This is a genomic window from Rahnella sp. PD4 (genome assembly GCF_049199325.1).
GTDB lineage: Bacteria > Pseudomonadota > Gammaproteobacteria > Enterobacterales > Enterobacteriaceae > Rahnella > Rahnella perminowiae.
In genome coordinates, this window is the sequence record NZ_JBLZQF010000002.1 from 34,152 (window position 1) to 54,338 (window position 20,187).

General features: G+C 52.8%; 19 protein-coding genes, 1 pseudogene and 1 other annotated feature. Of the genes and pseudogenes, 9 read left to right on the top strand and 11 right to left on the bottom strand.

Going from position 1 to position 20,187, the window contains the following annotated elements; all coding sequences use genetic code 11:
* Window positions 1-93 precede the first annotated feature (93 nt).
* Window positions 94-1,569, bottom strand: coding sequence for an MFS transporter (locus ACOZIO_RS04910; protein ID WP_129952746.1), 1,476 nt, complete (start codon window positions 1,567-1,569; stop codon window positions 94-96).
* Between the two features lie 114 nt (window positions 1,570-1,683).
* Here ACOZIO_RS04910 and ACOZIO_RS04915 point away from each other — a divergent pair, with 114 nt between their 5' ends.
* A complete protein-coding gene (locus tag ACOZIO_RS04915; RefSeq protein WP_129952745.1) occupies window positions 1,684-2,697 on the top strand; it encodes a helix-turn-helix domain-containing protein in 1,014 nt (337 codons plus the stop codon).
* A gap of 68 nt (window positions 2,698-2,765) precedes the next feature.
* Here ACOZIO_RS04915 and ACOZIO_RS04920 read toward each other — a convergent pair.
* The 10 genes and pseudogenes from ACOZIO_RS04920 to ACOZIO_RS04965 form a co-directional block, all read right to left on the bottom strand.
* Window positions 2,766-3,047 (bottom strand): annotated as a pseudogene (locus ACOZIO_RS04920) (type I-F CRISPR-associated protein Cas7f/Csy3); the annotation flags it as partial.
* Between the two features lie 277 nt (window positions 3,048-3,324).
* A complete protein-coding gene (locus ACOZIO_RS04925) occupies window positions 3,325-3,543 on the bottom strand; it encodes a helix-turn-helix domain-containing protein (RefSeq protein WP_129991874.1) in 219 nt (72 codons plus the stop codon).
* A complete protein-coding gene (locus ACOZIO_RS04930; RefSeq protein WP_217137744.1) occupies window positions 3,540-3,932 on the bottom strand; it encodes a hypothetical protein in 393 nt (130 codons plus the stop codon). Before ACOZIO_RS04930 ends, ACOZIO_RS04925 begins: the two co-directional genes overlap by 4 nt.
* Before the next feature lie 699 nt (window positions 3,933-4,631).
* A complete protein-coding gene (gene cheW / locus ACOZIO_RS04935; RefSeq protein ID WP_129952698.1) occupies window positions 4,632-5,129 on the bottom strand; it encodes a chemotaxis protein CheW in 498 nt (165 codons plus the stop codon).
* An 83-nt stretch (window positions 5,130-5,212) separates the two neighbouring features.
* Window positions 5,213-7,246, bottom strand: a complete 2,034-nt coding sequence (cheA, locus tag ACOZIO_RS04940) for a chemotaxis protein CheA (RefSeq protein ID WP_217219482.1) — start codon at window positions 7,244-7,246, stop codon at window positions 5,213-5,215.
* A gap of 30 nt (window positions 7,247-7,276) precedes the next feature.
* Complete coding sequence (gene motB, locus ACOZIO_RS04945) at window positions 7,277-8,380, bottom strand: flagellar motor protein MotB (protein WP_129952696.1); 1,104 nt, start codon at window positions 8,378-8,380, stop codon at window positions 7,277-7,279.
* Window positions 8,377-9,267 carry a flagellar motor stator protein MotA gene (gene motA, locus ACOZIO_RS04950; RefSeq protein ID WP_047609299.1) on the bottom strand — a complete coding sequence of 297 codons (891 nt, stop codon included), beginning with the start codon at window positions 9,265-9,267 and terminating at the stop codon, window positions 8,377-8,379. Before motA ends, motB begins: the two co-directional genes overlap by 4 nt.
* Window positions 9,268-9,442: 175 nt before the next feature.
* Window positions 9,443-10,051 (bottom strand): flagellar transcriptional regulator FlhC, encoded by a 609-nt coding sequence (flhC, locus tag ACOZIO_RS04955; protein WP_101078668.1) that lies wholly within the window; start codon window positions 10,049-10,051, stop codon window positions 9,443-9,445.
* A gap of 2 nt (window positions 10,052-10,053) precedes the next feature.
* Window positions 10,054-10,398 (bottom strand): flagellar transcriptional regulator FlhD, encoded by a 345-nt coding sequence (gene flhD / locus ACOZIO_RS04960; protein WP_129952695.1) that lies wholly within the window; start codon window positions 10,396-10,398, stop codon window positions 10,054-10,056.
* 1,263 nt (window positions 10,399-11,661) lie between these two features.
* Complete coding sequence (locus tag ACOZIO_RS04965; RefSeq protein ID WP_421595021.1) at window positions 11,662-12,486, bottom strand: SDR family oxidoreductase; 825 nt, start codon at window positions 12,484-12,486, stop codon at window positions 11,662-11,664.
* A gap of 329 nt (window positions 12,487-12,815) precedes the next feature.
* Window positions 12,816-12,937: a sequence feature (His leader region), on the top strand.
* Between the two features lie 73 nt (window positions 12,938-13,010).
* Here ACOZIO_RS04965 and hisG point away from each other — a divergent pair.
* The 8 genes from hisG to hisIE are packed head-to-tail and all read left to right on the top strand — an operon-like array spanning window position 13,011 to window position 20,164.
* Entirely contained in the window at window positions 13,011-13,910 is a 900-nt protein-coding gene (gene hisG, locus ACOZIO_RS04970; RefSeq protein WP_129952693.1) for an ATP phosphoribosyltransferase, read from the top strand.
* Between the two features lie 3 nt (window positions 13,911-13,913).
* Complete coding sequence (gene hisD, locus ACOZIO_RS04975; RefSeq protein ID WP_421595023.1) at window positions 13,914-15,236, top strand: histidinol dehydrogenase; 1,323 nt, start codon at window positions 13,914-13,916, stop codon at window positions 15,234-15,236.
* Complete coding sequence (hisC, locus tag ACOZIO_RS04980; protein ID WP_421595025.1) at window positions 15,226-16,359, top strand: histidinol-phosphate transaminase; 1,134 nt, start codon at window positions 15,226-15,228, stop codon at window positions 16,357-16,359. The genes hisD and hisC overlap by 11 nt, the downstream gene beginning before the upstream one ends.
* A 14-nt stretch (window positions 16,360-16,373) precedes the next feature.
* Complete coding sequence (hisB, locus tag ACOZIO_RS04985; protein ID WP_238483124.1) at window positions 16,374-17,438, top strand: bifunctional histidinol-phosphatase/imidazoleglycerol-phosphate dehydratase HisB; 1,065 nt, start codon at window positions 16,374-16,376, stop codon at window positions 17,436-17,438.
* Window positions 17,438-18,028, top strand: coding sequence for an imidazole glycerol phosphate synthase subunit HisH (gene hisH / locus ACOZIO_RS04990; RefSeq protein WP_217137739.1), 591 nt, complete (start codon window positions 17,438-17,440; stop codon window positions 18,026-18,028). Before hisB ends, hisH begins: the two co-directional genes overlap by 1 nt.
* Before the next feature lie 5 nt (window positions 18,029-18,033).
* Window positions 18,034-18,771, top strand: a complete 738-nt coding sequence (gene hisA, locus ACOZIO_RS04995) for a 1-(5-phosphoribosyl)-5-[(5-phosphoribosylamino)methylideneamino]imidazole-4-carboxamide isomerase (protein ID WP_129952688.1) — start codon at window positions 18,034-18,036, stop codon at window positions 18,769-18,771.
* Entirely contained in the window at window positions 18,753-19,526 is a 774-nt protein-coding gene (gene hisF / locus ACOZIO_RS05000; protein ID WP_129952687.1) for an imidazole glycerol phosphate synthase subunit HisF, read from the top strand. The genes hisA and hisF overlap by 19 nt, the downstream gene beginning before the upstream one ends.
* A gap of 23 nt (window positions 19,527-19,549) precedes the next feature.
* Entirely contained in the window at window positions 19,550-20,164 is a 615-nt protein-coding gene (hisIE, locus tag ACOZIO_RS05005) for a bifunctional phosphoribosyl-AMP cyclohydrolase/phosphoribosyl-ATP diphosphatase HisIE (protein ID WP_129952796.1), read from the top strand.
* Window positions 20,165-20,187: the final 23 nt, after the last annotated feature.

A 20,187-nucleotide genomic window follows, 5' to 3' on the forward strand; every position in this document is an offset into this window, starting at 1 on the left:
CAGAAGACGCACAGAGAAAGTGGTTATTTTTCAGGCAAATGGAAGGCATCACGCAAAAATGCGCTGCATGATATGCAACGCTGATTTGTAAACTCAGGACGGCTCGCAAGTCACTGTTTTACGCCGCCCCTTGTCGTTAAAAAGCCAATAACTGAGGAGCGCCAGTACCCAGACGCCAGCCGCGCCATAGATCAGAATACCGGCGAATCCTTGCGTCAGCGCCTGTGCAACCTGCCCGCTTTGCAGGGTTTCAATGACTGATCCACCTGCGATACGCTCTGCCAGCAAAGAGAGATCCCTTTCAGCAGGCATTAATTCTTTCAGGCTGGCGGTAATTCCCGTCACAAGCAGGATTCCCATCAGCGCAATGTTAATCGTCAGCGTAATCAGCCGGGCACTGATATCAATGCCCGAGGCCATTCCCGCACGGTTTGGCGCAACGGAGCCGGTTGTGGTATTGGTGACAGGCGTATTGGTCAGCCCCAGCGCGATACCTGCCAGCAACGCGCCCGGCAATAAGCTCAGGTGATGAAGGACCGCGATTTGCATCAGCATAAACCCTGCGCCCAGGGTGAATAATCCCAGCGGGATCACGCGTGACGCGCCAAAACGTGCCGTCAGTTTTTCACCGAGCGGCGGCATCAGCAACGTGGGTAACGTATAAGCCAGCAATGCGGTGCCGGTGGCGACACTGCCATAACCCAGCGCGCCCTGATAATACACGGGCAGGTAAATCATCAACGGCCAGAAGCTGAAATTCATCCCGACCGATCCCATCAGCGCACCAGAAAATGCCCGGACGCGGAAGACCGAAAAATCAAACATCGGATGTGGATGGTATTTTTCAATCCGGATGAACATGACCGCGCTGACGGCAGTTGCCAGCAAAACAACACCGGCTGTGACGCTGCTCCAGCCCAGGCTGCCGCCCTGAGTAATGAGAAAGGTCGCACCCATAACTGTCACCGAAAGGGTTATCAGACCGCCAAGATCCAGTTTTTTAGCCTGTTCATCACGGGATTCCATCACGTTTTTCAGCGCCAGTATCAGGGTCAGGACGGCGATAAACACGTGAACCAGAAACACCCATCGCCAGCTCAGCCAGGCGACCAGCGAGCCGCCGATGATCGGGCCGAAGCCTAATCCGAAACCAAACGTAATTCCCCAGGCGGCAAACGCCTGACTGCGCGCTTTCCCTTGCGGAAACTGCGTTGAAAGAATGGCAATCAGACAGGTCAGCATGGCACCGCCGCTCAGTCCCTGAAGAAAACGGCCTGCGATAAGCCATTGTGCGCTTCCCGCGAGACCACACATCAGCGAGGTCAGTCCGAACGCAGCAATACTGATGATAAAAACACGCTTACGACCATACCGGTCTGCCAGCGTACCGATCGCCATCAGTACCGTGGTGCAGGCGAGCGTATAAGCGTTCATGATCCACTGAAGCTCGCGGAAGCTGGTATGCAGTTCCCGTTCGAGTACCGGTGATAAGACGGGGACACTGGAAATTTCCAGCCCCGACATCAGGGCGGCCAGACAAACGGCCATCAGGGCGAGTGTGTTTTTCATGCTTAAATCCTGCGGGGATAAGAGAGGCTTAGCATGGAAGATTGGCGGCAGAGTAGAAATCTGCCTGTGTGCCATGTATCGTCAAGATTATGCCAACCTGATGGTTATCCTGTTATGCAAAAAGTTGATCTGCCACTGATGTGTTCTCCGCGTTATCCCGCTGCGCCCAACCGGCGACTGGTATTGCTGGCTTATGAGTGTCTGTGCACTTTCGAGTTCGGGATTGCCGTCGAAGCCTTTGGACGTGCCGATGAACTTACAGGCGAACCGTTGTACGCGTTATCCGTCGCATCGGTCGAAGAAGGAACTTTCGGCGCACAAGGCGGCGTGCGGCTGATGGTGGACGGCGGGCTGGAACTGCTGGAAGACGCCGGCACAATTGTCATTCCCGGCTGGCGAAGCATACATGAACCGGCTTCTGACCGGCTGATGGCTGCACTGCAAAAGGCTCACCATAACGGGACACGAATTGTGTCGATCTGCGCAGGAAGTTTCGTGCTGGCCGCTGCGGGTTTGCTGGACGGTAAACGGGCGACGGCGCACTGGAACAGCACCGATGCACTGGCGAAGAAATTCCCTGACGTGCAGGTGGAGCATGGCATGATTTATGTCGATGAAGGCAACATCATTACTTCTGCCGGAGGTGCGGCGGGGGTCGACGTGTGTCTGCATCTGATCCGTCGTGATTATGGTATTGAAGTCGCTAACCGTACGGCGCGCCGCATGGTGACTCCGCCCCTGCGCGAAGGCAATCAGGCTCAGTTGATCCGCCAACCGGTACCGCGGCAACAGACAAAAACGCTCGCCCCGTTGCTCGATGACTTACGCGGCCACCTTAATACGCCGCTGGTGATTGATCAGCTCGCCGCGCAAGCCGGAATGAGCCGCCGCACCTTTCTGCGCCGTTTCCATGATGCGACCGGTACCACACCGGGCGAATGGATGCTGAACGTGCGGCTGGAAAAAGCCTGCGCACTGCTGGAAAACGGCACATTAAGCATTGACCGCGTCGCCGAACAGGCCGGTTTTGGATCACCCGAAACCCTGCGCCATCACTTCCGCCAGCGGCTTGGGATGACACCGACAATGTGGCGCAAGGAATCAGCCGAAAGAAGTCTGCCGGGATGAACGGGGGGCCCGCAACGTTGGGCCTGCCCCTGGCCATCGCCTCAAAACCACGGCACTGTTGCCACTGCACTCAGCCCCTCCTCAATGACAGCCGCCAGTTCAGCCAGATCACCGGTTGGCTGGCTGAACTGACGCAGGTTGAATTTGTCCGCCTCAAATTCCCAGCACTGCGTATTATGCGTAACATGAACGGCAATGCCTTGCGCGCCAATCCGGTTACGCCAGAGGAAACGCCCGTTAGCAAGGTTTTCTGCATAACGGGCCGCCAGCGTGACAAAGCCATGTTCAGAGCGATAACCATCAATCACTGCCGCGAGAGCGGCCTGATAATCCTGATCGTTACACACTGACTTTCTAAGCTGCCTGTACGGCAGTGAACTCTTTAGCTGTCCATGGCGCATCCATATTGGTTTTCTAAGCTGCCTGTGCGGCAGTGAACTGTTGCGTTTTCAGGTTTATCCTTTGAACTGCAAAAGATTATGCCTGTTTGGGCAAAAATACCCTCTTTTTTTGATGATCTGAGTGATTAAGTAAAATCAATGGGTTAGCGAAAGTGGAAAAAAGAGGGTTAGTTCGAAGATGCCATTAATACCCCAACCCTCCCCTTTGCAGGGGAGGGAGCTGATCTCAGTTGTATGTTATTTCGGTGTAGCGGCTCGGCCAGATGGTTTCGGCTTTTACGCCGATGGCTTCGGCGATCAGCCTTTCACCTTTCGGCCATTTGCGGGTCAGCGCATTCGAGAGCGTTGAGGAACACAACCCCGCACGGCGTGAAACTGCCGCCATCGTGGTGCCCTTCTTTTTAATGGCCGCAATAATATCGGCCTGATGCCAGTCTTTGTTCATGCGGCTTCCTCCGTGGAGGCATACAGCGAGCAGCGCAGCATTTCGAAACGTTCCCACAGGATAAACGCGATAATCTCTTTTATCTTTCTGTCTTGCAGCGTCATCAGTGTGAAGTTCAGCGCCATGCACTGATCGCAAAGTTCATCGGGCTCAAGCTCGGCGTAATCAAATAAGCCGTCGTCCAGCGGTATGCCTAAATCTTTCCGGTGCTCCGGGATGGGTTGCGATAAGGACGCCTCAAGGCATTCGAGCTGGTTGTGCAGCATCATACAAAGCCTGTCCTGCGCACCTTTGTTTTGCGGATTCACCAGCGCATTTGCCAGTAACCGGCAGCGATCGGTGAGTGTCCATGAATCGGGGGGTGTGTTGTTTGTGAGAGTAATATCCATTTGATTAGAACCTAATATTAGATTGCGTATCACGCTACCACTTAAGTTCCTACACTCAAGGTGGTAACTCAGGCAGGGGTAGGAATATCGGTTACCCTCTCCGACCAGCCCGAAAGCTGCCCCGCCCGAGTTACCAAAAACAATATACGATAATAATTCGTTTTTTGCCGGTAATACAAAGCGATGGCGAAATTAAAACATCCGCCATGAGGGTTCAGGTTCCTACACCTGACTGCGGATTTTGCCGCAGCGAGGAGACAATAACTGTATATCCACACATTAAAAATGGGCAAATCGCGGGAATGGGATACTGCTTCCAGGGAGTTTTTAGAATTTGCAGTGAGTTGCAGAGATGCCATTAATACCCCATCCCGGCTTTCCCCTTCTCAGGGGAAGGAACAAGACAACACCCTTCCGCATTTGATTTTGCGAGAGAATCAGAACGGGGTTTTTATTCGGTCGGGACTGGCGTGCTCAAAAATCTTGCTGAACGGAGCGGCCTGAAGACCGGGGGCTTCAGGACCGAGAGAAGGCATCGCAACGCGACAAGATTTTGCGCCACACACAGAAGCCGCGAAACATGTCCGTCGTACCTGCGACAGCGCGCAGTGAAAAAACGCAGGATTGTTAAGGGGCGCGTTTACGCCCCTTAACCCGGTGTGGGCCGGCGCCCACGACCTTGATCTTAACAAACGAAAATCAAATTTTCGTCACACTATCAACGAGTGCCATTTCTTCACTGCTCAGCAGTTTCTCGATATCCACCAGGATCAGCATACGGTCCCCGAGCGAACCCAGTCCGGTCAGGTACTCAGTCGACATGGTCACGGCGAATTCCGGTGCCGGGCGGATCTGCTCCTGGCTCAGCGACAGGACATCTGACACGCCGTCAACCACGATCCCGACAACGCGGTTTTCGAAGTTCAGTACGATCACCACGGTGTTTTCATTATAAATCACGTCTTCCTGAGCGAATTTGACGCGCAGGTCGAGGATCGGCACGATAACACCGCGCAGGTTAGTGACACCTTTAATAAAGGCCGGGGTGTTAGCAATACGGGTTACCTGATCGTATCCGCGGATTTCCTGCACTTTGAGGATATCGATGCCATATTCTTCATCGCCTAAAGTAAAGATCAGAAATTCCTGACCTACTGTTTCGCCCGCAATTTTCGCCACGGTTGCAAGTCCTGCCATGTTGTTCACCTTTGCTTTTATCTTTAAATCGGCCTGAGTTTTTCACAACCGGCGGCGTTGATAGTCGCCGGGAGCTTTGCTTGTTATGCGGCGGTGGCGCCTGTTGCTAACTTATCGCGGTTCAGCGACTGCAATGCCGACACGTCCACGATCAGCGCCACACTGCCGTCACCCAAAATGGTGGCGGCGGAAATACCCGGTACTTTGCGATAGTTGCTTTCCAGGTTTTTTACCACAACCTGATGCTGACCAATCAGTTGATCCACCAGCAATGCATAGCGACGTCCCGCACTCTGCAAAATCACCACAATGCCCTGTGTTGCCTCGGTTTTGGCCTCTTCAACATCAAAGACATTGTACAACTCAACCAGCGGCAGATATTCACCACGCACCTGCAGAACACGTTCACCACCGGCCAGCGGATGCAGATCTTCTGACAGCGGTTGCAGCGATTCCATCACCGCGTTCAGTGGCAGAATGAAGACTTCTTTACCGACTTTTACTGACATGCCGTCAAGGATCGCCAGCGTCAGTGGCAACAGAATACGGATGGTGGTGCCTTTGCCCTGCTGAGAATGGATTTCAACGTGGCCCCCCATTTCCTGAATGTTTCGTTTCACCACGTCCATGCCAACGCCACGGCCCGAAACGTCAGTCACTTTTTCTGCGGTCGAGAAACCGGCGGCAAAAATCAGCATGCCGACTTCTTCATCGCTCATGTTGTCGCTGACGTTCATACCCTGCGATGCCGCTTTGGCCAGAATACGTTCACGGTTCAGACCGGCACCATCGTCGATCACTTCGATGCAGATATTACCGCCCTGGTGTTCAGCAGACAGAGTCAGGTTACCGGTGGGTTCTTTACCGTTGGCAAGACGCACTTCCGGTGTTTCCACACCGTGATCGAGACTGTTGCGCACCAGATGCGTCAACGGATCGATGATACGTTCGATCAGGCTCTTATCCAGTTCGGTCGAGCTGCCGAGCAGGGTCAGTTCAATTTGCTTATTCAGTTTGCTGGCGAGGTCACGTACCAGACGCGGGAAGCGGCTGAACACGAATTCCATCGGCATCATACGAATCGACATCACCGATTCCTGCAAATCACGGGCGTTACGTTCGAGCTGACCCATGCTGTTGAGCAGGTCGCTGTGCACTACCGGATCCAATAAATCTGAACGCTGCGCCAGCATGGACTGGGTGATCACCAGTTCGCCCACCAGGTTGATCAGCTGGTCCACTTTTTCAACAGCAACACGGATGCTGGTGGATTCCGGAGCTTTAGGTGCACGGGCTTTAGCCGGTTCACTGTTCGGCACAGCCACCAGTACCGGAGCCTGACGGGCGACAACCGCCGGTGCGGCGGCAACTTCCGCTACAGCAGGCGCAGAAGCGGCTACCGCGACAGCAGGTGCAGACGCCGGCGCGTGTGTGAAACTGATTTGTTCCGGTTCCAGCACAAAACACAGCACCGCAACAATGTCGTCTTCGGTCACTGTAGTGATCAGGGTGGCTTCCACACTGTCATCAGTCTGAACCGGATCTTTGATCTCCCCGAGATTGCCGAGTTCTTCCAGCATCACAGGAATTTCCTGAGTTTTCAGGCCGGAAAGGCGCACGCGTAAATCGCCCTTGCCCGCCGCGGCTACCGGCGCTGGCGCGGCAGTTTCTGCTGCTGCCAGTGCTTCAACCGCGTGAAGATCTGGCGCAGGTTCACGCGCCTGTTGCGCTTCGAGGGCCAGTTGTCTCAGGGCCGCACAGATATATTCAAAGCTTTCTGCGTCAGGATCCCGGGAAGATTTATAGGCGTCGAGTTGCTCCTGCATAATGTCTTTTGTTTCCAGAAACAGGTTGATGATGTCAGTGCTCAGGCTCATTTCAGCGCGACGAGCACCGTCGAGCAGGTTTTCCAGTAAGTGAGTCGTTTCCTGTAAAACCGTAAATCCAAACGTCGCTGCACCGCCTTTGATTGAGTGCGCTGCGCGGAAAATCGCATTCAGTTGCTCAATGTCAGGCGCTTGCGGATCAAGCAACAACAGATGTTGTTCCATGTCCGCCAGCAACTCGTCTGCTTCATCAAAAAATGTCTGATAAAAATCAGTAATATCCATGCTCACGTGATCACCTCTGCTGTGAATCGCGGCTTGTTAATGTGTCGCAGGTGCCGTGCCCGCCGCGGCAGCCGGAGCTGCCGTCGCAGGTTGAGCGCCTGCCGATGGTGTCACTGGCGTCTGCGTCTCAATCCCGGGTATTGATGGTGCTTTCTCTGGTGTTGCCGGTGCCGGGCTTGCCTGTGGCGCTAACGCCGGGGCTGCCGGTGCCGGACTCATTTGTGGTGCTAATGCCGGCACTGTTCGTGTGCCTTGTACTTGTCTTTGCAGCTCGCCAGCGTCACTGATCGTGATCGCCTCGCCCTCACTGTTTTCCCGTTCAATCGCCTCTTCAGCATGTTTGTTCAGGACCAAAATGCTGATACGACGGTTGATAGCATCACCTGCCGGATGATTTTTCAGCTGCATGGAAGACCCCATGCCCATCACCCGCAGGACTTTTCCTTCACTGAGGCCGCCTGTTACCATCTCGCGACGTGAAGCATTGGCGCGATCAGTCGACAGTTCCCAGTTGCTGTAGCCGCGTTCGCCCGTGGCATACGGCATATCATCGGTATGGCCCGCCAGGCTAATTTTATTCGGAAAATCATCCAGCACTGGCGCAATCGCCCTGAGGATATCGCGCATGTACGGCTCAACAATCGCGCTGCCAAGCTGGAACATCGGGCGGTTTTTGCTATCAATAATCTGAATACGCAAGCCCTGCTCGGTCAGATTAATCATCAGGTGTGGACGTAAATCTTTTAGCCGCGGATCCGACGCCAGCATATCTTCCAGCTTTTGCTGCAACCGCTGTAAATCATCCGATTCACGCTTACTTTCACCCTGCGACTGATCCATTTTATGCACTTCACCGTCCTGCACGGTCGGGTCTTCGCCGCCGCCCGGGATCGGGCTGGTTGCGTCGCTGCTGCGTGGCCCGCCTGTGATCGCCACCGCAAGGGGTGTACGGAAGTATTCGGCAATTTGCACCAGTTCTTTAGGGCTGGAGATGGAAATCAGCCACATCACCAGGAAGAAAGCCATCATCGCTGTCATAAAGTCAGCGTAAGCAATCTTCCACGAACCGCCGTGATGCCCTCCGCCGTGCTTATTCTTTTTCTTACGTACAACAACGATTGGATGGCTTTGATGCTTCATACTTTTTCTTCTTCAGTTTGTTTCTGACCCGGCGACTTGACCTGGCGAACGTGCTCCTCCAGTTCAATAAAGGAAGGTCGCTCTGAGGTGTACAACGTTTTACGGCCAAATTCGACGGCGATTTGCGGCGCATAACCGTTAATGCTCGACAGTAATGTCACCTTAATGCACTGCATCATTTTGGCGTTTTCAGCACTCTTCTGGCGTAACACGCTGGCCAGCGGAGAAATAAAACCGTACGCCAGCAGGATACCGAGGAAGGTCCCGACCATGGCATGGGCAATCAGCGCCCCGAGTTCCGCAGCCGGACGGTCTGCCGCCGCCAGGGTATGTACGATCCCCATGACCGCAGCAACGATACCGAATGCCGGAAGTGAGTCACCGACCAGCGCCAGGCTGTTCGCCGGCACTTCACTCTCGTGCTCGTAAGTTTCGATTTCCTCGTCCATGAGCGCTTCGATTTCAAAGGCGTTCATGTTGCCACTGACCATAAGTCGCAGATAGTCAGTCAGATATTCGACTAAATGTTTATCGGCAAGGATGCGCGGATAATTAGCAAAAATGTCACTTTCGGCCGGATTGTCGATGTCATTTTCCAGCGACAGCATCCCCTGTTGACGTGATTTGGCTAATACCCGGTAAAGCAGCGCCATCAAATCCATATACAACGCTTTGTTGTATTTCGATGCGCGGAACAGCTGAGGCAGCGCACGCATTGTGGATTTGATCGCTTTACCGTTATTACCGACGAAGAAGGCACCGATACCGGCACCGCCAATGATGAGCAATTCTGCGGGTTGGTATAACGCGCCCAGTTCACCGCCGACGAGCATGAAACCGCCGAACACTGAGCCCAACACCACGATGTAACCTATTATCACTAGCACGATGAATCCTTAATTCGATGTGGTTTTAGGGCGAGGTAAAGCGCGCGCCATGTGTCTGGCCCATTTTTGCCACAGAACTTGCAAAAAAGAGGTCAAAGAATGACTGAGATGTCAGGGGGGAATTGATGAGCGGTGGTAGCCACCGCTCAGAACGACTTACTGCTACCCAACTCTCTCAAACTGCGCGCTTGACCTGTTCGTCCAGCTCTTGAGATGTTATATCGGCAACCTGCGGGGAAAGTTTACGTTTTTTTACTGCTCGGGACGGGGGCTGGCAAAGACTGCAAACAAACCCGTGGCGGGGCTGGTGTGCATGGGTAATAAATGAGCCTTCACAGCAGTTACACGCTGAAAGCTGCAACATACCGCTGTCGACAAAACGTACTAATGTCCAGGCACGTGTCAGCGCGAGGATCGGCGCTTCACCAGGCTGCTCAGGACACTGTTCCAGATATAAACGGTAAGCCTTGATCACGGCTTCCACGCCATTACAGTGGCCGCTCTTTAGCAGGAAAGAGTAAGCGTTGTAAAACATGGAAGAATGGATATTTTGTTCCCAGGTCATGAACCAGTCAGTAGAGAACGGCAGCATGCCTTTCGGGGGAGGACTTCCTCGTAATTCTTTGTACAGTTTTATCAGCCGGCCGCGACTTAATTGCGTTTCGCTTTCCAGCATCTGCAATCTGGCACCCAGCGTAATCAGTTCCATCGCCAGCTGAATGTCCCGCGCTTCCTGAACAATGCTTTTTTCTGCCGGTTTGGTTGACGCATCTTTACCAGACATAGCTACGCCCTTTTCTTCATCGCGCCGCTGTCTTTCGCAGCCAGACCTTTCAGCAGGTGGCTGGACAACAAGATACCGGTATGAATTTGTTGTAAGTCATCCACACGCGAATCCTGGGTCAAGCGTTCAATTGTCTTACTGTCATCAAAGCGGAACTGACATAAAAGCTGGTTCGTTTCAGCTAACTTCACCATCTGAGGCAGCGTCAGCTGTCTCAGGGTGTCTGCCATTACGTCGTCGATCCCCAGGCGAAACATCGCTGAGGCCTTTTCGTCGTTAATCAAACGCTGTGCCAACAGTAAATATGACAGGTTGATATCATATATGTGCTTAAGCAATTCGGACATTCTGTTCTACCCCGTAACCGATGCCGTTTTTTTAAGACGGCGGATTGATAGACATATTCCATGCAGCAAGAGTTTTACCCGGCGTGACAGGAGTATTTTTTACTATCAAAACAATTGGATCATTGGCTGATTAATAAATCTCACGATGACAATTAGATTTACCCCGCGGTATTTACTTCACCGCCAATACAATGTTGTTCCTGATGTAAACTAAATTAATTGTGACAATTGGGCTGCTAAGTAATCGAAAAACACTTTAGTTTTGGTGTACTGGCAGAGTCCGTTGCTGTGATGGCGCCTCATTCAGTGAAACGCTTTTACATACATTATTAGGAATAATCTTACTACGACGCAACTCTAACCCCGTTTCCTTTATACATACAATCTTACCGTGGACGAATTTTGAATAAAGTGTGATGTAGATCACACTTTTAAAATTTATTTTGTTCCTGAAAGTGCAATTTATCGTAAAAATTTGCGCAGTTTTAAGCCAAAAGTAAAAAAGCGTCTAAAAAGCTGTCCTCAAACTGTCTTTTTTAGCCTTTTTTAGATCAATTTGTACAAAGGCCATACAAAGCCAAATCATCAGCACAGACAGGGGGAATTAACAGTTCATGCAGATATTTATGCTGCGAATTTCAAATAGCATGATCATTGTGCTTAAGGTGCCCAACCCAGGCAGTGCAAGGCTTTACGGGGAGTTGTCCTAAAGGATTGTGAAGGAAATACGCGTTAACTGTTCTTAAATCGTGAGCAACCATGCAGCTTTAAAAATAAAAAGACAAGGATTGTAAGAATTTATGATCGGGCATGCGGAAACATCCGGCAACGGGAGCGGATTGATAAGAAGAAGTGATGAAACGGCCATGCTTTGCCGTACTTACCTATCGGCAAATGTTCAGGAAAACTTTAATGATTGTGCTTAAAAAAGTGATTTATACCGCGCAATGGCAAACAAAAAGTTCATGAATAGGAATTTTATTACTAAATCAGCATCTGCCGCCAGTTTTACTGCCCGGGGGATGATTTAAACGCATTTTTAACAGGGAGGTCAGCGGAGATAAGACAACCGGCTTCAAAAATCATCTGCGATTAAACCGGCTAATTAAGCAGAGAGATTAAAATAGGCGAGCCCATGATGAATAATAGTCTCTTTCACAATGAGAAAGCTGTTTTCTGAACGTAAATGCAGCGGATACTTTAAAAACCTGCCGAAATTTCCGACAGGTCATAACGTTGTATTATTTAAATCGCGTCTGATGATTAAAAAGGCATGATTCGCGGATCAGGATGCTGATATTCAAATCCCAGTTCTTTGCAGATCCGTTCGCCATCGACGATTTTGCCCTTCTCTGCTGAAGCAGGTTCAGCAAATGTTGGCGGCTCCAGCCCCATCTGTCTGGCAAGCGCCGGATAAAACTCAGCTTTGGCCGGATGCACAGGCGCGCACAGGTTAAATGTATGGCCCCCTTTGGGCAGGCTGAGTAGCAATGTAATTGCCGAAATGACATCATCCTGATGTACCAGGTTAACACCCTGCTGGCCGCCTTTGACCTGCGTCTTTCCGGCCATGAAACGACCGGGATGACGATCGCCACCCACCAGACCGGCCAGACGCAGCACATCAACCGATGTGTTAGGCAAACCATGGAGCCAGTTTTCAAGTTCTTTAAGCACCTTTCCGCTGGCCGTGACCGGCTCAAGCGCAGATCCCTCGCGCACCACACCGTCTCCTTCACCGTATACAGACGTCGAGCTGGTGAAAATAATGCGTTTCACGTTATGCGCCAGCGCGCTGTCAGTTAACAGCTGTACCGCCTGGAAGTACAGTTCGCTGCCCTCCACTGTCCGGCGTGCAGGCAAGGTGATGATCAGCGCATCGACATTCAGCAACTGATCGAGATCTTCCGCTGCACATTCCATCTGCGGCGTAAACACCAGCGGGAAACATTCGATCCCCACCGCTCTTGCGGCATCTACCCCATCCGGCGTGGTTTTACTGCCCACGACTTCATAGCCTTTAGAAGCCAGTGCCATCGCCAGTGGCATTCCCAGCCAGCCCAGTCCGATAATCGAAACCTTCTTCATACTTTGCTCCATTGTTTCATTGGCATCGGGCCTCACAACACCCTTTGCTGATACCGCTTCCTTTATATTAGCAAACATCGCCTTTTCTCCGTTCAGCCAGCGTAAGGTTTTCTCTGTGTCTGTTAACGAATTATTCATTTATCCGATGAAACCCCCGACGTGGATAAGAAAAACTCATCATCGGAAAAAAAGGTTGCGCTGTTGCCGCCCGATCGTTTAGTTTTATTGGCAGCGAATGCAGTCTGTGTTGCGAATGTTTCAAATCTGAATCACGCCGCACAGCAATGAACATACTGAGAGACTGACATGATAAACGTTCTGATTAACCACCATCATCACCATCACCCTGACTAGTCTTTCAGGCGATTGGTGCTGGGAGACTGTTTAGATCTTCCAGTGGCGCAGAACGCAGAGATAGCCCCCGGAAGATTTCTTCCGGGGGCTTTTTTTTGGCCTGACGGATTGAAGTTAACGCCTTTAAACAAATGATTTTTACGATAAATAATTAAGAAACTGAGGTCATCATGCTGGATAAAACACGTTTACGGATAGCAATGCAAAAGTCAGGTCGCCTGAGCGATGAATCACGCGAACTGCTGGCCCGCTGCGGGATCAAAATCAACCTGCAGGAACAGCGTCTGATCGCCTTCGCAGAAAACATGCCGATCGACATTTTGCGTGTACGTGATGACGATATCCCGGGGCTGGTGATGGATGGCGTGGTGGATCTGGGCATTATTGGTGAAAACGTACTGGAAGAAGAGTTACTGAGCCGCCGTGCTCAGGGCGAAGACCCGCGCTATTTCACCTTGCGTCGTCTGGATTTTGGCGGTTGCCGTCTTTCCCTGGCCACCCCGCTGGACACGGATTACACCGGTCCGCAAAGCCTGCAAAACGCCCGTATCGCCACTTCTTATCCGCACCTGCTTAAACAATACCTCGACAAGAAAGGCGTTGATTTCAAATCCTGTCTGCTGAACGGCTCTGTAGAAGTTGCGCCACGCGCTGGTTTGTCAGATGCGATTTGTGACCTGGTATCCACAGGTGCGACGCTCGAAGCTAACGGCCTGCGTGAAGTGGAAGTGATTTACCGCTCCAAAGCCTGTCTTATCCAGCGCGACGGCGACATGCCACAAGAAAAACAGCTGCTGATCGACAAAATGATGACCCGTATTCAGGGCGTTATTCAGGCCCGCGAATCCAAATACATTATGTTGCACGCGCCAAGTGAGCGTCTGGACGAAATCGTTGCATTGTTACCGGGTGCTGAACGTCCGACTATTCTGCCACTGGCAGGCGACCAGCAACGCGTGGCCATGCACATGGTCAGCAGCGAAACGCTGTTCTGGGAAACGATGGAAAAACTGAAAGCGCTGGGCGCCAGTTCCATTCTGGTTCTGCCAATCGAAAAAATGATGGAGTAAGCCATGAAGCCTGACGCGTTTACTACCCCGATTGACTGGCAGCAATGCGAAGAGCTACAGCGTCGCGAGCTGCTGACACGCCCGGCAATGTCGGCGTCTGACCGTATTACCGAATCTGTCAGCGAAATCCTGCGCCGCGTGCGCAGTGAAGGTGACAGTGCGCTGCGCGAGTTTTGCGCCCGCTTTGATAAAACTGAAGTCCAGGAATTGCGTGTCACCGCACAGCAAATCGAGGCAGCCGCAACGCGTTTAGACGATGATGTAAAACAGGCGATGGCGCATGCCGTGCGTAACATTGACACGTTCCATCAGGCGCAAAAGCTGGCCGTTGTGGATATCGAAACACAGCCGGGGGTGCGCTGTCAGCAACTGACGCGCCCTATTCAGTCTGTCGGGCTGTATATCCCCGGCGGGTCTGCGCCGCTGGTATCGACTGTATTAATGTTAGCGACACCGGCGCGGATTGCCGGATGCCAGAAAGTGGTTCTGTGTTCTCCGCCGCCGATTGCCGATGAAATTTTATATGCCGCGCAGCTTTGCGGCGTGGAAGAGGTGTATCAGCTGGGCGGTGCACAGGCCATTGCCGCGCTGGCGTTCGGTACCGAAACCGTGCCGCGTGTGGCGAAAATCTTCGGGCCGGGCAATGCCTACGTCACCGAAGCCAAGCGTCAGGTTAGTCAGAGCCTGGACGGCGCGGCAATCGATATGCCAGCCGGGCCTTCAGAAGTGCTGGTGATTGCCGACAGTGGCGCAACACCTGATTTTGTCGCCTCTGATTTACTTTCCCAGGCAGAACATGGCCCGGATTCACAGGTAATTTTGCTGACGCCGGATTTGAAAATGGCGCAGGCGGTCGGCGAAGCCGTTGAACGTCAGTTGCAGACATTATCCCGCAGCGAGATTGCCCGTCAGGCACTGGCAAGCAGCCGGCTGATTGTGGCGAAAGACATCGCGCAGTGTATTGAAATCAGTAATGCATACGGTCCGGAGCACTTGATTTTGCAAACCCGTGATCCGGAGCAACTGGTCGACAGTATCACCAGCGCCGGTTCAGTATTCCTCGGTGACTGGTCACCGGAATCAGCGGGCGATTATGCCTCCGGCACCAACCACGTCTTGCCGACTTACGGTTACACGGCCACCTGTTCCAGCCTCGGTCTGGCAGATTTCCAGAAACGCATGACCGTTCAGCAGTTAACGCCTGAAGGTTTGCTGGGACTGGCGAATACCATTGAAACCCTGGCGCAGGCTGAACAGCTTACCGCACATAAAAATGCCGTGACTTTGCGTGTGAAGGCTTTGAAGGAGCAACGCGATGAGCAATGAAAATAACCTCAGCGTTCAGGCGCTGGCACGAAAAAATGTCCGGGAACTGACACCGTATCAGTCTGCCCGCCGTCTGGGCGGCAACGGAGATGTCTGGCTTAACGCTAACGAATACGCCATCGCGCCACAGTTCGAACTGACGCAGCAAACCCTTAACCGTTATCCGGAATGTCAGCCTGCGGTGGTCATCAATCGCTACGCCGCTTACGCCGGTGTGGATCCGGAACAGGTGCTGGTCAGTCGCGGCGCAGATGAAGGCATCGAACTGTTGATCCGTGCATTCTGTGAGCCGGGTAAAGACGCTATTCTTTATTGCCCGCCGACTTATGGGATGTACAGCGTCAGTGCCGAGACAATAGGCGTGGAAGGCCGGACCGTGGCCGCAAAAGCCGACTGGTCTTTGGATCTTCCGGCGATTGAAGCCGCACTGGAGGGCGTGAAACTGGTTTACGTGTGCAGCCCGAATAACCCGACCGGCAATATCATCGACCCGGATGAGATCCGGGCCGTGCTGGACATGACCCGCGGGCGCGCCATTGTGGCGGTCGATGAGGCGTATATCGAATTCTGCCCGCAGGCGACAGTTTCCGGCTGGTTACAGGAATATCCGCATCTGGCCATTTTGCGCACGCTGTCCAAAGCGTTTGCCCTTGCCGGTCTGCGCTGCGGCTTTACACTCGCCAACAGCGACCTGATTGGCTTATTAATGAAAGTGATCGCGCCATATCCTTTATCTACGCCGGTGGCCGATATTGCCGCACAGGCCCTGAGCCCGGAAGGACTGGCGTTAATGCGCCAGCGTGTCACTGAAATAACAGAAAACCGTACATGGTTGCTGGAAGAACTGAAAAAATGTGTCTGTGTAGAAGAGGTTTTTGCCAGTGACACTAACTACGTGCTTGCACGCTTCTCCGCTTCAAGCGCCGTATTTAAAAACCTCTGGGATCAGGGCATTATCCTGCGTGACCAGAACAAGCAACCGGGACTTTCCGGCTGCCTGCGTATTACTATCGGTACACGGAGAGAGCTGCAACGCGTGATTACTGCCCTGCAACTGTTACCGGCGGCCACCGCCACGACCTTCAATAAAAATCAAAATAGCCCCCGCAAGGAGCACATGTGAGCCAGAGTCCGTTATTGCAAAAAACACTGTTTATCGACCGCGACGGTACCCTGATTTCCGAACCACCTGAAGATTTTCAGGTCGACCGTCTGGACAAACTGGCCCTCGAACCGGGTGTCATTCCGGCGTTATTAGCGCTGCAAAATGCCGGCTTTAAGCTGGTGATGATCACCAATCAGGACGGTCTGGGCACGGCCAGTTTCCCGCAGGAAACGTTCGACCCGCCACACAACCTGATGATGCAGATACTGACTTCTCAGGGCATCGTTTTCGATGACGTGTTGATTTGTCCGCATCTGCCCGCCGATCACTGTGATTGCCGTAAACCGAAAACTAAACTGGTGGCGGGTTATCTGGAAAGCGGTGTACTGGACACGGCAAACAGCTATGTGATTGGTGATCGTGACACGGATATCCAGCTGGCCGCCAATATGGGCATCACCGGGCTGCGTTATCAGCGTGATACGCTGAACTGGGCCAGTATTACCGAACAGCTGACCAAACGTGACCGTCATGCAAAAGTAAACCGCGTGACCCGCGAAACGGCAATTGAAGTGGATGTCTGGCTCGATCGCGAAGGCGAAAGCAAAATCCGCACCGGTGTCGGCTTCTTTGACCATATGCTGGATCAGATTGCCACCCACGGCGGTTTTCGCATGAACATCGAAGTGAAAGGTGATTTGTATATCGACGATCACCACACCGTGGAAGACACCGCGCTGGCGCTGGGCGAAGCCCTGAACAAAGCGCTGGGCGATAAACGCGGTATCGGCCGTTTTGGGTTTGTGCTGCCGATGGATGAATGTCTGGCCCGCTGTGCACTGGATATCTCCGGGCGTCCGCATCTTGAATACAAAGCTGAATTTAACTATCAGCGCGTCGGTGACCTGAGCACGGAAATGGTCGAACACTTCTTCCGTTCACTGTCTTATGCGATGGCCTGTACCCTGCACCTGCGAACCAAAGGTAAGAACGATCACCACCGTGTTGAGAGCCTGTTTAAAGCCTTTGGCCGCACACTGCGCCAGGCAATTCGTGTCGATGGCAACACCCTGCCGAGTTCGAAAGGAGTGCTGTGATGAATGTCGTTATCCTTGATACCGGCTGCGCCAATCTCTCCTCCGTGAAATATGCGGTTCAGCGCCTGGGCTATGAGCCTGTGGTGAGTCGCTCCCCGGAGATTGTGTTGCAGGCTGACAAATTATTTTTACCGGGCGTTGGCACGGCACAGGCCGCCATGGAACAGCTCGAACAACGTGAGCTGATCGGGCTTATCAAAGCCTGCACTCAACCGGTACTGGGTATTTGCCTGGGCATGCAACTGCTGGCCTCTTCCAGTGAAGAGAATGGCGGTATTGATACGCTGGGTATTATCGACACCCCCGTGCAACGCATGCCTGATTTCGGTTTGCCGCTGCCGCATATGGGCTGGAATCAGGTCACAGCCAATGCCGACAGCCATTTATTCCGCGGCATTGATGAAAATGCCTACTTCTATTTCGTCCACGGATTTGCGATGCCGGTATGCGAAAATACGGTTGCCCAGACACTTTACGGTGAGCCCTTCAGTGCTGCTGTACAAAAAGATAATTTCTTTGGCGTGCAGTTTCATCCCGAGCGTTCCGGTGCCGCAGGCGCCCGGTTGCTGAAAAACTTTCTGGAGATGTAAACAGCATGATTATTCCCGCTTTGGATTTGATCGAAGGCAGTGTGGTGCGTTTGCATCAGGGCGATTACGGGCAGCAACGTGACTACGGTAATGATCCGTTACTGCGCTTACAGGATTATCAGCAGCAAGGCGCACAGGTTCTGCATCTGGTCGATTTAACCGGCGCAAAAGATCCGGCAGCACGTCAGATCCCTTTGCTGACTCAATTACTGGCTGGCGTTTGTGTACCGGTGCAGGTGGGAGGGGGTATCCGTAACGCGCAGGATGTCGAAGCCTTGCTCAAAGCTGGCGCCACCCGCGTGGTGGTAGGTTCAACTGCGGTTAAAGATCCGGCGACCGTACAGGGCTGGTTCAGCCGTTTCGGCGCGGATGCGCTGGTGCTGGCACTGGATGTCCGCATTGATGCCGAAGGCACCAAAAATGTGGCCATCAGCGGCTGGCAGGAAAATTCTAATATCACGCTGGAACAGGTCGTCGGGCAATACCTGCCGTTCGGCCTGAAACATGTGCTGTGCACCGATATTTCCCGTGACGGCACGCTGGCGGGTTCCAATGTAGAACTTTATCGTGAAGTGACCGCACGTTATCCGCAGGTAGCGTTTCAGGCTTCCGGCGGCATCGGTTCGCTGGATGATATCGCAGCATTGCGTGACAGCGGCGTGGAAGGCGTGATTGTCGGGCGTGCATTGCTCGACGGTAAATTTAATGTGACGGAGGCAATTTCATGCTGGCAAAACGGATAATCCCCTGCCTCGACGTTAAAGACGGTCAGGTCGTCAAAGGCGTACAGTTCCGCAACCACGAAATCATCGGCGATATTGTGCCACTCGCGCAACGCTATGCGCAGGAAGGTGCGGACGAACTGGTATTCTACGACATCACCGCCTCAAGCGATGGTCGTGTTGTGGATAAAAGCTGGGTATCGCGCGTGGCGGAAGTCATCGACATCCCCTTCTGTGTGGCGGGCGGTATTAAGAGCCTGGAAGATGCCAGCCAGATTTTGCAGTTCGGCGCGGATAAAATTTCCATAAACTCCCCTGCACTGGCGGATCCGACGCTGATCACCCGCCTTGCCGACAGGTATGGTGTACAGTGTATCGTTGTCGGTATCGATACGTGGCATGATGCAGAGACGGGAACTTATCAGGTTCATCAGTTTACCGGCGATGAAGCACGCACCAAAATCACCACATGGCAGACCATCGACTGGGTGAAGGAAGTGCAGGAACGTGGTGCTGGTGAAATCGTTCTGAATATGATGAATCAGGATGGCGTGCGTAACGGTTATGATCTTGAGCAACTGAAGATGATCCGCGAAGTATGCCATGTTCCACTGATCGCTTCAGGCGGCGCGGGCACCATGCCGCACTTCCTCGACGCCTTCCGGGAAGCACAGGTCGACGGTGCACTGGCCGCCTCCGTGTTCCACAAACAAATTATTAATATCGGCGAGCTAAAAAGCTACTTAGCCGAAAATGGCGTGGAGATCCGCTTGTGAGTAATCAGGATGTAAAAACCGGTCTGCTGACCGGTGAACAGATTAACCAGCTCGACTGGGAAAAAGTGGATAACCTGATGCCAGCCATCATCCAGCACGCGGTATCGGGCGAAGTGCTGATGCTCGGGTATATGAATCAGGAGGCGCTGAATGTCACGCAGTCTTCCGGCAAAGTGACATTTTATTCACGCACCAAAGCGCGTCTGTGGACCAAAGGCGAAACGTCAGAAAACTATCTGAATGTTGTCAGTATCACGCCGGATTGCGATAACGACACGCTGCTGGTGCTGGTCAATCCGGTTGGCCCGACCTGCCATAAAGGCAATAACAGCTGCTTCCACCCTGCTGAAACCGACTGGGCGTTTTTATATCAGCTGGAAGAACTGCTGGCCTCGCGCAAAACGGCCGATCCGGAAAGTTCTTATACTGCCAAACTCTACGCCAGCGGCACCAAACGCATCGCACAAAAAGTGGGTGAAGAAGGTGTGGAAACCGCGCTGGCCGCCACCGTCAACGACCGCTTTGAACTGAAAAACGAAGCCTCAGATCTGATCTATCACCTGCTGGTCTTACTGCAGGATCAGGATCTGAACCTGAGCGCAATCATTGATAATCTGCGTCAGCGTCATAAGAAATAACGGCGCCGTTCAAACGTAAATAT

Excerpts from the sequence above, each read along its gene's own strand:
- hisG (WP_129952693.1), top strand. The coding sequence starts at position 13,011 with ATGCTGGATAAAACACGTTTACGGATAGCAATGCAAAAGTCAGGTCGC.
- flhC (WP_101078668.1), bottom strand. The coding sequence starts at position 10,051 with ATGTCTGGTAAAGATGCGTCAACCAAACCGGCAGAAAAAAGCATTGTT.
- hisF (WP_129952687.1), top strand. The coding sequence starts at position 18,753 with ATGCTGGCAAAACGGATAATCCCCTGCCTCGACGTTAAAGACGGTCAG.
- hisC (WP_421595025.1), top strand. The coding sequence starts at position 15,226 with ATGAGCAATGAAAATAACCTCAGCGTTCAGGCGCTGGCACGAAAAAAT.
- ACOZIO_RS04925 (WP_129991874.1), bottom strand. The coding sequence starts at position 3,543 with ATGAACAAAGACTGGCATCAGGCCGATATTATTGCGGCCATTAAAAAG.
- flhD (WP_129952695.1), bottom strand. The coding sequence starts at position 10,398 with ATGTCCGAATTGCTTAAGCACATATATGATATCAACCTGTCATATTTA.
- hisD (WP_421595023.1), top strand. The coding sequence starts at position 13,914 with ATGAAGCCTGACGCGTTTACTACCCCGATTGACTGGCAGCAATGCGAA.
- ACOZIO_RS04965 (WP_421595021.1), bottom strand. The coding sequence starts at position 12,486 with ATGAAGAAGGTTTCGATTATCGGACTGGGCTGGCTGGGAATGCCACTG.
- hisH (WP_217137739.1), top strand. The coding sequence starts at position 17,438 with ATGAATGTCGTTATCCTTGATACCGGCTGCGCCAATCTCTCCTCCGTG.
- cheW (WP_129952698.1), bottom strand. The coding sequence starts at position 5,129 with ATGGCAGGACTTGCAACCGTGGCGAAAATTGCGGGCGAAACAGTAGGT.
- ACOZIO_RS04910 (WP_129952746.1), bottom strand. The coding sequence starts at position 1,569 with ATGAAAAACACACTCGCCCTGATGGCCGTTTGTCTGGCCGCCCTGATG.
- hisA (WP_129952688.1), top strand. The coding sequence starts at position 18,034 with ATGATTATTCCCGCTTTGGATTTGATCGAAGGCAGTGTGGTGCGTTTG.
- motB (WP_129952696.1), bottom strand. The coding sequence starts at position 8,380 with ATGAAGCATCAAAGCCATCCAATCGTTGTTGTACGTAAGAAAAAGAAT.
- ACOZIO_RS04915 (WP_129952745.1), top strand. The coding sequence starts at position 1,684 with ATGCAAAAAGTTGATCTGCCACTGATGTGTTCTCCGCGTTATCCCGCT.
- ACOZIO_RS04930 (WP_217137744.1), bottom strand. The coding sequence starts at position 3,932 with ATGGATATTACTCTCACAAACAACACACCCCCCGATTCATGGACACTC.